We start from the raw sequence: 13,087 nt of genomic DNA, 5'->3' as shown, positions 1-13,087 counted from the left end.
GAGTCTACGGGGACCGACCTAGCCGAGTTCGATCGCGGACAGCGCATCCGACCGCAGGGTGGGCGATGCGCCGTCGAGCCACCGCACTCGTTCGTCGCGGCGGAACCACGACCGCTGGCGACGCACATAGCGCCTGGTGCCGATGAACGTCCGCTCCCGCGCATGGTCGACGTCGTACTCCCCGGCCAGCACATCGAGCGCCTGGGCGTATCCGATCGCCCGTGACGCCGTCACTCCGTCGCGCAGGCCGAGCTCCAGCAACGCTTCGACCTCGTCGAGCAACCCGGAATCGAACATGCGCCGAGTACGCAGATCGATCCTTTCGTCCAACTCTGCGGTCTCACGGTCGACGCCGAGCACCACCGTGCCCCAGCGCGGTTCACCGATGACGGGGGCCGAGGCCGCGAACGGCCGACCGGTCAATTCGACCACTTCCAAGGCCCGCACCATCCGCCGTCCGTCCGTGGGCAGGATCGACGCGGCAGCGTCCGGATCGACCTCCGTCAGAGCGCGGTGGATCGCGTCGACTCCGTCGCGTTCGAGCACCGCCTCCCACTTGGCCCGGACGACCGGGTCCGTGGCGGGAAAGGCCCATTCGTCGAGCAGTGATTGGACGTACATCATCGAACCGCCCACGATGATCGGCCGACGGCCACGGGATCGAATGTTCTCGACGTCGGCGACTGCAGCCGATTGATAACGCGCCACCGTCGCGATATCGGTGACCTCGAGCACATCGAGCTGATGGTGCACGATGCCGCGGCGCTCCGGCACGGTCACTTTCGCGGTACCGATGTCCATCCCCCGGTACTGCTGCATCGCGTCGATGTTGACGATCTCCCCGCCCAGCTCCTCGGCCAGGTCCAGCGCCAGATCCGACTTGCCTGCAGCAGTCGGTCCGATCACCGCCACCGGTGTCGTGGCCGAATCCCCGGCAGTCGCGTCGGTTCCGTCAGCCACGGGACCAGACTCCGACGAAGTATCCGACACCGAACGGTGCGCCCCGATACAGCTCGGTCGTCGAGACGGCGTCGGTTCCCGCGAGTGCTGCGAGCATCTGCCAGGCCGGTCGGCCCCGCACGCCGATGGCTGCGCAGAGGCCCTCGTCGAGCTCCGCGAGGGCGTCGACGTCGGCGGTGGCAAGAGCATCGTCGATGCGACGCTGCACGTCCGCGGCGCGCGAATCGAACGACCCCGGTGCCTTCGGGGTGAGGGTGTTCGCGCCGTCTGCCAGCACCAACACTCCCCACCTGTCGTCGGACGCGTCGAGTTCGCGGCGCAGTTCCATCCCGGTGTGCGAGCACCACCGTGCGCTCGCGTCCGCGGGTACCGTGCGGACCTCGATTGCCCTGTCGGCCGCCGCCGCACCGCGCAGCCAGCCGGCGAGGAGAACCGCCGGCGGCAACTCGGGGTCCGGCCCGGACCGTGCCGGCGAACCTGACAGCCGCACCTCCACATCGACGCCGTACCCACGCATGGTGCCTACCGTCGTCTCGTCGTAACGCCCCTCGCCGTCGTCGACGCCGACCGCCAGCCACCGGTCGGCCACCGAGGACAGCTGCTCGACGGCAGACACAGCAGCGGCCCGAAGCTCGGTTGCCTCGGCGGCTGCCCGGCCCATCAGTTCGGGGACCAGTAACGGCGGAGAGGGCACCAGGGCCGCGGCACAGAACACACGTATCACGCTAGTCGGTGACGCGACTTGGCCGGACGAGTCCACCTCGAACCGTCTGAGCTGTTTCAATGGTCCGATCGGTCGTCACCGAGTTCAATGGTGTCCAGATCGCGATCGTAGGCAGCCGTGACGCGCGGCAGAGATGAGGAACAATGACCGACCCGAACGCCGGCACCCCCACCACCCCCGACGCCCCGTCGTCGGTTGCACCCGCCGATCACTCCGGCGGTGACGCGACCGGTACACCTCCGACCGGAGGACCCAAGCCAGGTGGCGGCCCCAAGCCCGGCGGCGGACCGAAGCCCGGCGGACCGAGTTCTGCTTCTCCTCGTCCCGGCGCACCCCGCCCCGGTGGCTCCTCGGCAGCCAAGCCACACCCGACGGCCGCGCATGTGCCCACCGTGGTCGCGCCGGCGAGCGATCCGAGCAAGTACGGCCGGGTCGACGACGACGGCACCGCGTGGGTGAGCACCTCGGACGGCGAGCGTCAGGTCGGCTCCTGGCAAGCGGGCGACGCAGCGGAAGGCCTCGCGCATTTCGGGCGGCGCTACGACGATCTGGCCACCGAGGTCGGACTGCTCGAAGCCCGACTGACGTCGGGTACCGGTGATGCCAAGAAAACCAAGGCTGCGGCCTCGGCGCTACTGGAGAGCCTGCCGACGGCTGCGGTGATCGGCGACCTCGATCTGCTGGCTCGCCGACTCCACGCCGTCGTCGAGCACTCCGACGCAGCAGCGGCGGTCGCCAAGCAGGAGAGAGAGCTCGAACGCGCCGAGCACACTGCCCGCAAGGAAGCCCTCGCCGCCGAAGCCGAGCAGATCGGCAGTGAATCGACGCAGTGGAAGCATGCCGGGGATCGGCTGCGCGAAATTCTGGACGAATGGAAGACGATCCGCGGGGTGGATCGAAAGATCGACGATGCGCTGTGGAAGCGGTACTCGAAGGCCAGGGAGAACTTCAACCGGCGTCGTGGTGCGCATTTCGCCGATCTCGATCGGGAGCGAGGAGCAGCCAAGACCCGCAAGGAAGAGCTGGTCGAGCGCGCAAAAGCGTTGTCCTCGTCCACCGATTGGGGTCCCACTGCAGCCGCATTCCGAGACCTGTTGGTGGAGTGGAAAGCGTCGGGCCGAGCTCCGCGGGACGCCGACGACGCATTGTGGAAGAACTTCAAGGCCGCCCAGGACGTGTTCTTCGCGGCACGCAACGCCGCGGCGTCGGAGCGCGACGCGGAATTCGAGGCCAACGCCGAGGCCAAGGAAGCGTTGTTGGCGAAGACATATATCGATCCGAGCAAGGACCTCGACGCTGCTCGTGCGGCGCTGCGCGATCTGCAGGACAAGTGGGACGCCATCGGCAAGGTTCCGCGCGAGAAGATGCAGGAACTCGAAGGCAAGCTCCGCGCGATCGAGAAGTCCGTCCACGACGCCGTGGAGTCTCAGTGGCGTCGGTCCGACCCCGAGGCGGTTGCCCGCGCGGCTCAGTTCCGTGAGCGAGTGGCCCAGTTCGAGGATCAAGCGGCCAAGGCGACGGCGGCAGGCAAGACCAAGGACGCCGAGCGGGCGCGTGCGCAGGCCCAGCAGTGGCGTGAATGGGCCGATGCCGCGGAAAGTGCTGTCGACGAGTTGTGACCTGCGGTGCGGGCGGCCACACGAACTCAGGGGTTCGAGTGGCCGTCCCACAGGCGTAGCTTCTGCTCGCCCGACGCCGCCGCGATACGGCGCTGTTCCTGAGCGGCGAGCTGAGAGTTGGTCTTGTTCCATACGGCTTTGAGCCAATGGAACGTCAGCACCATAACCGCGATCCACGCAATGACGAGACCGATGCCCGGTCCGCCGCCCTGCAGGTTGTCCGGCACGGTCTGCCGCGTCCATATCGAGAGCATCCCGTACACCGACGACACCGCACACCCGGCGAGGGCGGCCCAGGCCAGCGCCCAGACGCGGGTGACCAGCGCCAGCACCGACATCACCACACCGAACGTCAGCACCAGCACGACGAAAACGCGCGACGGCAGGGCAATCGATTCCGCGGCTGCTGCGTCGCTGCCCGTCAGCACGTCGAAGCCGGTGGCCGATCCGGTGTGCGGCAACGCGAACGTGACCAACAGGACCAGCACCAGCCCGGCCACGACCATGGCTCGCGCTCCCGGATCCAGCTCGGTCATCACCGCCCGCTCGGTTCGTCCGAGTTCCTCGGCGGTTCGCGAGGGTACGACGCGATCGGGTCCATCTGTGTCTGTCATACGGTGCATCCTGTCTGAACCGGAAGCGGTGCCGGGGCACCGATCGAGGGAAGTCCGAGACCGACCCCGATCGGGGCCGTCTTCGGCATGATGCCGCGTTCGTGGGCGTCGCCTGCCGCGGTCCGTCGGTGCGTCAGCACTCCGGCGTCGGCGATCAGGTGGTAGGGGGCCGCGGCGGTCAGGGTCGTCGTGACGACGTCGCCCGGGCGAATGTCGCCCGCCCGCTCGGCGTCGACGGCGAAGTGCACCAGTCGGCCGTCCCTGGCGCGTCCGCTCATCCGATGAGTTGCGTTGTTCTTGCGCCCCTCACCGGTGGCGACGAGCAATTCGACCTCGGTGCCGATCAGGGCCTGATTCGCGGCCAGGACGATCTCCTCCTGCAACGCGATCAACCGCAGATACCGTTCCTGTACAACCTCTTTCGGTACCTGATCGGGCATGTCGGCCGCCGGGGTGCCCGGGCGTTTGGAGTACTGGAAGGTGTACGCGTTGGCGAACTTCGCACGCCGCACCACCTCGAGCGTCTGCTCGAAATCTTCTTCGGTCTCGCCGGGGAAACCGACGATGATGTCGGTGGTGATCGCCGCGTGCGGCATGGCCGCGCGAACCTTGTCGATGATGCCCATGAACTTCGTCTGTCGATAGGACCTGCGCATCGCCTTGAGGATTCGGTCCGAGCCGGACTGCAGCGGCATGTGCAGAGTGGGACAGATGTTCGGGGTCGATGCCATCGCCTCGATGACGTCGTCGGTGAACTCGGCCGGATGCGGAGACGTGAACCGCACTCGCTCGAGTCCTTCGATGGATCCGCACGCGGTCAGCAGCGCGGCGAACGCCCCACGGTCGCGAGGCAGATCTGGGTCGGCGAACGAGGCACCGTAGGCGTTGACGTTCTGCCCCAGCAGCGTCACCTCGAGCACGCCCTGGTCCACCAAAGCCTGTACCTCGGCGAGTATGTCGCCCGGCCTGCGGTCGATCTCCTTGCCGCGCAGCGCCGGAACGATGCAGAACGTGCAGGTGTTGTTGCAGCCCACCGAAATCGATACCCAGCCGGCGTACGCGGACTCCCGCTTGGCCGGCAAGGTGGACGGGAAGGCGTCGAGAGACTCTAGTATCTCGACCTGAGCCTGCTCGTTGTGCCGGGCGCGCTCGAGCAGTACCGGCAGCGACCCGATGTTGTGCGTACCGAAGACCACGTCCACCCACGGAGCCCTGTCCACGACGGTGTTGCGGTCCTTCTGTGCCAGGCAACCGCCGACGGCAATCTGCATGTTGGGGTTTCGCGTCTTCGCAGGCCGGAGCATGCCGAGGTTTCCGTACAGCTTGTTGTCCGCGTTCTCACGTACAGCGCACGTGTTGAACACGACGAGATCTGCGTCGGTACCGGCGTCGGCGGGCACGTAACCGGCCTCTTCGAGCAGCCCAGACAGGCGTTCGGAATCATGAACGTTCATCTGGCAGCCGTGTGTGCGCACCTCGTAGCTGCGGGCACCTGCCGCCGATGGGGCACTGGCCGTCTCGGGGTCGACGCTCCCGCGATCGGTCACGTCCACGGTCGAAAAAACACTCGTTTGCACCTCTTCAGGGTACGTCCATCGCACGGGCGGACACGCCGGGGTCACGGGGCCCTCCGCGGACTGTGCAGGCGCTATGCGTGCCGACAGTAAAGTTTCCATTACATAATCGAAGACTGCGGGCGAAAACGCCGGTCGGCGAGGAAACTACGCATAGGGTTTCCACCTATGACGCACGCCACCGACGCCCCGGCAGCGACACCACCGCCGGGCGCCCCTTCGATGATCTCGCTCAAATCCGTCGACAAGCACTTCGGTGATCTGCACGTACTCAAGGACATCAATCTCGAAGTGCCGGCCGGCCAGGTCGTCATCGTCGTGGGTCCGTCCGGATCCGGCAAGTCGACGCTGTGCCGGACGATCAACCGGTTGGAGCCGATCGATTCCGGTGCCATCGAGGTCGACGGGGATCTACTCCCCGCCGAGGGCAAGGCCCTCGCTGCACTGCGTGCGGATGTCGGCATGGTGTTCCAGTCGTTCAACCTCTTCGCACACAAGACCATTCTGCAGAACGTCATGCTGGCACCGATGAAGGTGAGAAAGCTCAAGAAGGACGAGGCCGAGAAGAGCGCACTGGCTCTGCTCGAACGCGTCGGCATCGCCAACCAGGCAGACAAGTACCCGGCTCAGCTGTCGGGTGGTCAGCAACAGCGCGTGGCCATCGCCCGCTCACTCGCCATGAACCCCAAAGTGATGCTCTTCGACGAGCCCACCTCGGCCCTGGATCCGGAGATGGTCAACGAGGTACTCGACGTCATGACCTCGCTGGCCAAGGAGGGCATGACAATGCTCGTCGTCACCCACGAGATGGGCTTCGCCCGCAAGGCAGGCGACCGAGTCATCTTCATGGCCGACGGTGCCGTCGTCGAGGACACCGATCCCGAAACCTTCTTCAAGTCCCCGAAGTCCGAACGCGCCAAGGACTTCCTCGGCAAGATCCTCGGTCACTGATCAGATTCACCGCTCGTCCCCGTACGTACGACCTATCCGAAGGACATTCACTGTGAGAATCACCCGACCGCTTCGCCTCGGTGTCGCCATCGCCGCTCTGTCCATCGTCGCCACCGCCTGTGGCGGCGGCGAAGAAGCGCGCACCATCTCGAGCAGCGCCGAGAACGGCAGCCTCATCGTCGGCATCAAGTTCGATCAGCCGGGCCTCGGCCTCCGCAATCCGGACGGCTCGTTCAGCGGCTTCGACGTCGAGGTGGCCAAGTACGTCGCAGGCAAGCTCGGTGTCGACGAGGCAAACATCGAATTCAAGGAATCCCCGTCCGCGCAGCGCGAGACGCTGATCCAGAACGGTGAGGTCGACTACATCGTCGCCACCTACTCCATCACCGACACCCGCAAGGAGAAGGTCGGCTTCGCCGGACCGTACTTCGTGGCAGGTCAGTCGCTCCTGGTGAAGCAGGACAACACCGACATCACCGGTCCCGATTCACTCGAGGGCAAGAAGCTGTGCTCGGTCACCGGTTCCACCCCGGCACAGAACATCGCCGACGAGTACCCGGGAGTCCAGCTTCAGCCGTTCGACACCTACTCCGCCTGCGTCGAAGCACTGCGCAACGGCACCGTGGACGCCGTCACCACCGACGACATCATCCTTGCCGGTTACGCCGCTCAGTCCCCCGGTCAGTTCAAGGTGGTCGGTGAGCCCTTCACCACGGAGAACTACGGCATCGGCCTGAACAAGGACGACACCGACGGACGAAACAAGATCAACGACGCCATCGAAGAGATGGTGACCAGCGGTGCCTGGGAGCAGGCGTTCAACGACACCGTCGGCGCGTCGGGCTACCCGCTGCCGAGCCCGCCCACCGTCGACCGCTACTGATCGACTGCTACTGATCGACCACGCCGTCGTGTCCCGCTCGTCGCGGGCGGGACACGACGGCTCGATCTCGCCGAGCCGTGAGGATCAACAAGCACCGTGAACCTATTGAGCAAGTACGGCGATCAACTGATCGACGCGTTCCTCTCGACCATCTACCTGACGTTGGCATCCCTCGTCGGTGCGTTGGTCATCGGAACGATCATCGCCGCGATGCGCGTATCACCCATTCCGATTGCGCGCGGAATTGCGGCGACGTACGTCACCATCTTTCGTAACACCCCCCTGACCCTGATCATTCTGTTCACCTCGTTCGGGCTGTACCAGACAATGGGCGTTTCTCTGGCGTCGGAGTCCTCACCGACGTCACTCGACGACAACAACTTTCGATTGGCAATCCTCGGGCTGAGCATCTACACCGCGTCGTTCGTGGCCGAGTCACTGCGATCGGGCATCAACACCGTCCCGGTGGGGCAGGCCGAAGCGGGCCGCTCGCTGGGAATGACGTTCACCCAGAACATCTCGATCGTCGTTCTTCCTCAGGCGTTCCGCGCGGTGGTCGGCCCGCTGGGAAGCGTCGTGATCGCGTTGACGAAGAACACGACCATCGCATCGGTCATCGGCGTCGCCGAAGCGTCGTTTCTGATGAAGAACATGATCGAGAACGAGGCCGCGATCTTCGTCGTCGGCGGAATCTTCGCGCTCGGCTTCATGATTTTGACGCTCCCGACCGGGTTGCTGTTCGGCTACATCAGCAAGCGATTGGCGGTGTCATGATGAGTGATGCAGTAGCAGTTCTGTACGACGTTCCCGGACCCAAAGCGGTACTGCGATACCGCATTCTGACTGTCGTCGTCGCGGTGATCTCGCTCGGAATCGCATTTCTGATCTACCGTGCCCTCGACTCGAAGGGGCAGCTCACCGCCGAGAAGTGGGATCCGTTCCTCGAATCGACAACGTGGACGACGTATCTGCTGCCCGGTATTCAGGGAACTCTGGTCGCGGCGGCATTGTCGATCGTGTTCGCACTGGTTCTCGGTGCCGTCCTCGGCATCGGCCGCCTTTCGGATCACCGCGCTGTACGGATCGTCAGCGGTGCGATCGTCGAATTGTTCCGTGCGGTCCCCGTGCTGATCCTGATGATCTTCCTGTACGCGGTGTACGCCGATTACGAGGTCTTCAAGGTCAAGTACCTGGCGTTGGCCGCGGTGGTCACCGGCCTCACTCTGTACAACGGATCGGTGATCGCCGAGATCGTACGTGCCGGAGTCAATTCACTGCCGAAGGGTCAGCGCGAAGCCGCCTCGGCGCTGGGCATGCGCAAGAGCCAGGTCATGACCCTGGTACTGCTCCCCCAGGCCGTGACCGCGATGCTGCCCGCCATCATCTCGCAGATGGTGGTGGCACTGAAGGACTCGGCGCTGGGATACATCATCGGGTACGTCGAAGTAGTCCGTTCCGGTCAGCAGGTCGGCGCGTTCTACAGCAACTACCTCCCGTCGCTGATCATCGTCGCCGTCATCATGATCATCATCAACTCGGCGTTGACGAAACTGGCGACCGTGGTCGAGCGGCGTCTGCGATCGCGAAAGCGTAAGGGCGGCACCGCCGCTGTCGTGCCTGCACTCGACGGCGGTCAAGCGGCCTGAGCTCCGCACCGTTCGGCTGCACAGCAGTATGGCCCGCAACACCGATGGTGTTGCGGGCCATACTGTTTCTCGACTACCTGGACTCGATGTGGACGATCACATCGAATCTGGGCCGTCGAAGTCTTCGGTGTCGGCTCCTGCGCGATCGAGTTGTTCCTTGACCACGGCGAATGCCATTCCCTGCGAGTAGCCGCGGCGGGCCAGCATCCCGACCAACTTGCGCACCACTTTGTCGCGTTCGGCTCGTGCGTCGGGCCCGTTCGGATCCGGCAGATGCAGTGTTCGGAATCGTTTGCGCACCAACTCCGCAGCACGCTGACGCTCGTCTTCGGCATCGATCAGATCCAGGGCGTTCACGGCCAACTCGTTGCTGACGCCTTTGTTCCGCAGCTCCATGCTCAGGGCGCGTTTGCCCTTGCCGGAGTACTTGTGCCGAGATTGAACCCACTGCTCCGCAAACGACTCGTCGTCGACGAGTTTCGCCTTCTCGAGTCGGTCGAGCACTGCGGTGGAGACCTCGTGGGTGAAACCCTTCTTGGATAAGCTGGCTTCGAGTTCGTGTCTGCTGCGGGCCCGGTCGGTCAGCAGCCGAAGGCAGACGTCTTTCGCCTGCGCTTCGGTGCCGCCGCCGTTGTCTCGCTGCTGCACAGCGAACCCAGGTTAGAAGTCGACCGGAGCAGCTGCGGGCTCCTCTGCGGTGACGTCCGCACCGATCTGCAGCTTCTCCATGATCTTCTTCTCGATCTCGTCCCGCACGTCGGGATTCTCGAGCATGAACTTGCGGGCGTTCTCCTTGCCCTGGCCGAGCTGGTCACCTTCGTAGGTGAACCACGAACCCGACTTACGGATGAAGCCGTGCTCGACACCCATGTCGATCAACGAGCCCTCACGGCTGATGCCCTTGCCGTAGATGATGTCGAACTCGGCCTGCTTGAACGGCGGCGCAACCTTGTTCTTGACCACCTTCACGCGGGTGCGGTTACCGATCGCTTCGGTTCCGTCCTTCAAGGTCTCGATGCGGCGGATGTCGAGGCGTACCGAGGCGTAGAACTTCAATGCTTTACCACCGGTGGTGGTTTCGGGGGAACCGAACATGACGCCGATCTTTTCGCGCAACTGGTTGATGAAGATCACGGTGGTGCCGGAGTTGCTCATGGCACCGGTGATCTTGCGCAGCGCCTGGCTCATCAGACGAGCCTGCAGACCCACGTGACTGTCACCCATCTCGCCTTCGATCTCGGCGCGCGGTACCAGTGCGGCCACCGAGTCGACGACGAGGATGTCGAGGGCACCGGAGCGAATCAACATGTCGGCGATTTCCAGGGCCTGCTCACCGGTGTCGGGCTGTGAGACCAACAGTGCGTCGGTATCGACACCGAGCTTCTTCGCGTAGTCGGGATCGAGCGCGTGCTCGGCATCGATGAACGCGGCGATTCCGCCGGCACGCTGAGCGCTGGCCACCGCGTGCAATGCGACGGTGGTCTTACCCGAGGACTCCGGACCGTAGACCTCGATGACTCGGCCGCGGGGCAGACCTCCGATGCCGAGTGCCACGTCGAGCGCGATCGATCCCGTGGGGATGACGGCGATGGGCTGACGGACCTCGTCGCCGAGGCGCATCACCGAGCCCTTACCGAAATTCTTGTCGATCTGCGCGAGTGCGAGATCGAGCGCTTTGTCGCGGTCGTATGCAGCCATCGTGAGCTCCCTGTGTCGTTTCGTTCAGCTGTGTCTGTCGATCAGCTTGTTGGCGGTAACGCTAGAACGGGGTACCGACAAGAAGTTCTTCGAGACCGGCCAGCAACCGTTGACATCAGCATAGGCGAACACGTGTTCGAGTCAACTACCACGGCTTTCGACACGCCGAGCGACTCGAGCCGATGCGGTGGAGCTACCAACGTTCCTTGGGCACATCGAACTCGTAACAGATCGACCGCCATACTTCCCGCGGGTCGACACCGTCTTCGATGGCCTGCGCGCCCGTCCGTCCGATACCGGACAGCACATGATCGGCGAGCAGGGAATTGCCTCGAACGGAGCCGAACTCCTCGGTGAGCAGTTCACGAAATTCGGTCAGACGCACATCGATCAGCCTAACGCCCGCCCTCGGCGTCGCTACCGGCGAGCACCTCGCGGCAGACCGAGACAGGATCCTCGACGTGATGCGCGCCTGCAGCCGCCGAGGTCGCTGCCGCCGCATGACGAGGGTCGGACAGCACGGCGGACACGGCGTCGGCAATTGCACCCGCGGTGGCGGGGCGCACCAGTACGGCACTCCCCTGCCGGGCGGCCCGGTTCGCCAGCTCCCACTGATCGCCGCCGCCCGGCACGGTGACCACTGGAACTCCGTGGATGAGCGCCTTGGCCAACATGCCGTGACCACCTCCGCACACCACGACATCGGCGCGGCGCAGCAATTCGTCCTGGCGACCGAGTCCGGCATTGGCCCATTCCGGCACGTCGTCGGGGCCCCCGTCGAGCACCGAGGCCACTACCCGGACGCCTGTGCCGTCCAATCCCTTCAGGGCCATCTCCAACATTCCCTCGGCCCCGGTGAACGCCGTCGACGGGGCCACCATCACCAGCGGCGTATCGCCGGCGGGGACGTCGAGCAATTCGTCGGTGGGCTCCCACAGCAGTGGGCCCACCACATGGGCATCCCTCGGCCAGTCGGGCCGCGGCACTTCGAGTGCGGGAATGGTGGCGATGAGCCGAGCAGCCGGCCCGGGATCGCGTGCGGGGAGTCCGATGCTCACCCGGGCGTCGGCGCGCTGTTGCTGCCCGCGGGCGATCGAGCGTGCCGTCAACGCGCGCATCACCGTATCGCGAAGACGACCCCGAACACCGCGTCCGGGCGCGAGCCCACTTCCGATGGGCGGCAACCCCGTCGATGGCGAATAGAGCGGGTGGGGCGAGAGCTCGACCCAGGGAATTCCCAATCGCTCGGCAGCCATTCCGCCTCCGGCAGTGAGAATATCGGAGACCACCAGATCGACGTTCTCGCGCTCGAGGTCCGGCAACAGTTCTGTCGCGACAAAGGCTGCGCGCGAATGAATGCGCTGCCCGGCATCGAGATCGTCGTCCTCCGGTCGCGGCAGCAGGCCACCCAGTGGGAGCGTGCGAATACCGGCCGCTCTGGCGTCGCCGACCCACCGGCTTCCGGTGAACAGGACCGGATCGTCACCCGCCCGCTCGAACAACAGCGACAAGGCGATAGCGGGAAACGCATGTCCTGGGTCCGGGCCGGCCACCACTGCTATTCGCACGCGCTCAGCGTGCCACATCGCCGCGCTGGACGGTCACCGATCGTGCCGGGCAGCGGCACCGACGGTCAGGCTTTGTCGGGACGAAGGTAGGCGTCGACGGCGTCCGCCATCTGGCGTACCACCTCGCCACCCGGAACCCGTTCGGACACCATCTCGGCGGACTGGACGGCGGACTGGACCATGAGCAGGACGAGCGTCGCCAGGGTATTCGGATCCCCGTCGCGGATCGACGAATCACGTTGTCCCGCTTCGACAAGACGCGCCACCGCATCGATGATCAACGATTGGCTGGTACCGAGGCGGTGCAGAATGTAGGTCGCGAGCACGTCCGAGTCCGACCGCAGAATCTTGACGAACAGCGGATGCTGCCTTATTCGATCTCCCGCCTGAACCACAGCAACGACGATCTGCTCGCGTCCGGACGCGGTGGCGTCGAAGTCGGGAATCAGGGCAGCGATCTCACGGGTGAGCAGGCTCGACACCACTGCTCGGGTATCGGCCCACCGCCGATACACCGTAGGCCTGCTGACTTTGGCGCGTCGTGCGATCTCGGCGAGGGTCGTGCGCTTGACTCCTCGTTCGAGGATGCACGAGCGTGCGGCGTCGAGAACGGTGTCCTCCACCGACTTCTCGGGTGCTGCCTCCAGGGAGGACTCGACCGAGGCGGGAGTTGACACCTGCTGCTCGATCACAGATCACCCTTCGCACAACGGTCGGAAGTAAAGTACTTCACTCGGAAACATTTCGTGTCGTTACTATACCTCACAGTAACAGCGACACCGTGTTGCACAGTGACCGTCGGCCCGTCCGTCCGTATTCTTCGGTGCCATTGTCGGGTGCCGATCACGCC

At 64.9% G+C, this 13,087-nt stretch carries 14 protein-coding genes; 5 read left to right on the top strand and 9 right to left on the bottom strand.

The annotated features are described in order from the left end of the window. Positions 1-18: 18 nt before the first annotated feature. Together miaA and CH266_RS12160 are read right to left on the bottom strand one after the other, a co-directional pair. Positions 19-960 (bottom strand): tRNA (adenosine(37)-N6)-dimethylallyltransferase MiaA, encoded by a 942-nt coding sequence (gene miaA / locus CH266_RS12165; protein WP_052054997.1) that lies wholly within the window; start codon positions 958-960, stop codon positions 19-21. Continuing rightward, the gene (locus CH266_RS12160; RefSeq protein ID WP_032383349.1) at positions 953-1,675 is read right to left on the bottom strand and encodes a class III extradiol dioxygenase subunit B-like domain-containing protein; all 723 of its coding nucleotides are present in this window, start codon (positions 1,673-1,675) and stop codon (positions 953-955) included. The genes miaA and CH266_RS12160 overlap by 8 nt, the downstream gene beginning before the upstream one ends. A 152-nt stretch (positions 1,676-1,827) precedes the next feature. On the opposite strand from CH266_RS12160, the gene CH266_RS12155 reads away from it, so the two are divergent. Beyond that, the gene (locus CH266_RS12155) at positions 1,828-3,303 is read left to right on the top strand and encodes a DUF349 domain-containing protein (protein WP_032383350.1); all 1,476 of its coding nucleotides are present in this window, start codon (positions 1,828-1,830) and stop codon (positions 3,301-3,303) included. Positions 3,304-3,329: 26 nt separating this feature from the next. Here CH266_RS12155 and CH266_RS12150 read toward each other — a convergent pair whose 3' ends face one another. Continuing rightward, positions 3,330-3,917 carry an Rv2732c family membrane protein gene (locus tag CH266_RS12150; protein ID WP_027496841.1) on the bottom strand — a complete coding sequence of 196 codons (588 nt, stop codon included), beginning with the start codon at positions 3,915-3,917 and terminating at the stop codon, positions 3,330-3,332. Continuing rightward, on the bottom strand, positions 3,914-5,464 hold the full coding sequence (miaB, locus tag CH266_RS12145; RefSeq protein WP_072692104.1) for a tRNA (N6-isopentenyl adenosine(37)-C2)-methylthiotransferase MiaB: 1,551 nt from the start codon (positions 5,462-5,464) through the stop codon (positions 3,914-3,916). The genes CH266_RS12150 and miaB overlap by 4 nt, the downstream gene beginning before the upstream one ends. A gap of 249 nt (positions 5,465-5,713) precedes the next feature. Between miaB and CH266_RS12140 the strand changes: the two genes are divergently transcribed. The 4 genes from CH266_RS12140 to CH266_RS12125 all read left to right on the top strand — a co-directional run bounded on the left by CH266_RS12140 (position 5,714) and on the right by CH266_RS12125 (position 8,971). Beyond that, the gene (locus tag CH266_RS12140; RefSeq protein ID WP_174557262.1) at positions 5,714-6,442 is read left to right on the top strand and encodes an amino acid ABC transporter ATP-binding protein; all 729 of its coding nucleotides are present in this window, start codon (positions 5,714-5,716) and stop codon (positions 6,440-6,442) included. A 52-nt stretch (positions 6,443-6,494) separates the two neighbouring features. Beyond that, on the top strand, positions 6,495-7,325 hold the full coding sequence (locus CH266_RS12135) for a glutamate ABC transporter substrate-binding protein (protein ID WP_027496838.1): 831 nt from the start codon (positions 6,495-6,497) through the stop codon (positions 7,323-7,325). 96 nt (positions 7,326-7,421) lie between these two features. Beyond that, positions 7,422-8,099, top strand: a complete 678-nt coding sequence (locus CH266_RS12130) for an amino acid ABC transporter permease (protein WP_027496837.1) — start codon at positions 7,422-7,424, stop codon at positions 8,097-8,099. After that, positions 8,099-8,971: an amino acid ABC transporter permease gene (locus CH266_RS12125; RefSeq protein WP_032383564.1), complete on the top strand. Its 873-nt coding sequence runs from the start codon at positions 8,099-8,101 to the stop codon at positions 8,969-8,971. Before CH266_RS12130 ends, CH266_RS12125 begins: the two co-directional genes overlap by 1 nt. Before the next feature lie 96 nt (positions 8,972-9,067). On the opposite strand, the gene CH266_RS12120 is transcribed toward CH266_RS12125, so the two are convergent. The 5 genes from CH266_RS12120 to CH266_RS12100 all read right to left on the bottom strand — a co-directional run bounded on the left by CH266_RS12120 (position 9,068) and on the right by CH266_RS12100 (position 12,914). Then, complete coding sequence (locus CH266_RS12120; protein WP_032366472.1) at positions 9,068-9,619, bottom strand: regulatory protein RecX; 552 nt, start codon at positions 9,617-9,619, stop codon at positions 9,068-9,070. Between the two features lie 12 nt (positions 9,620-9,631). Continuing rightward, positions 9,632-10,669: a recombinase RecA gene (recA, locus tag CH266_RS12115; protein WP_027496834.1), complete on the bottom strand. Its 1,038-nt coding sequence runs from the start codon at positions 10,667-10,669 to the stop codon at positions 9,632-9,634. A gap of 193 nt (positions 10,670-10,862) precedes the next feature. Continuing rightward, on the bottom strand, positions 10,863-11,054 hold the full coding sequence (locus CH266_RS12110) for a DUF3046 domain-containing protein (protein WP_027496833.1): 192 nt from the start codon (positions 11,052-11,054) through the stop codon (positions 10,863-10,865). Between the two features lie 10 nt (positions 11,055-11,064). After that, complete coding sequence (locus CH266_RS12105) at positions 11,065-12,237, bottom strand: glycosyltransferase (RefSeq protein WP_032383565.1); 1,173 nt, start codon at positions 12,235-12,237, stop codon at positions 11,065-11,067. Positions 12,238-12,302: 65 nt separating this feature from the next. After that, positions 12,303-12,914: a TetR/AcrR family transcriptional regulator gene (locus tag CH266_RS12100; protein ID WP_072692105.1), complete on the bottom strand. Its 612-nt coding sequence runs from the start codon at positions 12,912-12,914 to the stop codon at positions 12,303-12,305. Positions 12,915-13,087 lie beyond the last annotated feature (173 nt).

It is taken from the genome of Rhodococcus sp. 06-1474-1B (assembly GCF_002258885.1).
In the GTDB taxonomy this organism is placed as follows: Bacteria; Actinomycetota; Actinomycetes; order Mycobacteriales; family Mycobacteriaceae; genus Rhodococcoides; species Rhodococcoides fascians.
The sequence above is the reverse complement of the archived record's forward strand: the minus strand, read 5'-3'. Positions and strand labels throughout refer to the sequence as shown.

Excerpts from the sequence above, each read along its gene's own strand:
- CH266_RS12155 (WP_032383350.1), top strand. The coding sequence starts at position 1,828 with ATGACCGACCCGAACGCCGGCACCCCCACCACCCCCGACGCCCCGTCG.
- CH266_RS12150 (WP_027496841.1), bottom strand. The coding sequence starts at position 3,917 with ATGACAGACACAGATGGACCCGATCGCGTCGTACCCTCGCGAACCGCC.
- CH266_RS12140 (WP_174557262.1), top strand. The coding sequence starts at position 5,714 with ATGATCTCGCTCAAATCCGTCGACAAGCACTTCGGTGATCTGCACGTA.
- CH266_RS12125 (WP_032383564.1), top strand. The coding sequence starts at position 8,099 with ATGAGTGATGCAGTAGCAGTTCTGTACGACGTTCCCGGACCCAAAGCG.
- recA (WP_027496834.1), bottom strand. The coding sequence starts at position 10,669 with ATGGCTGCATACGACCGCGACAAAGCGCTCGATCTCGCACTCGCGCAG.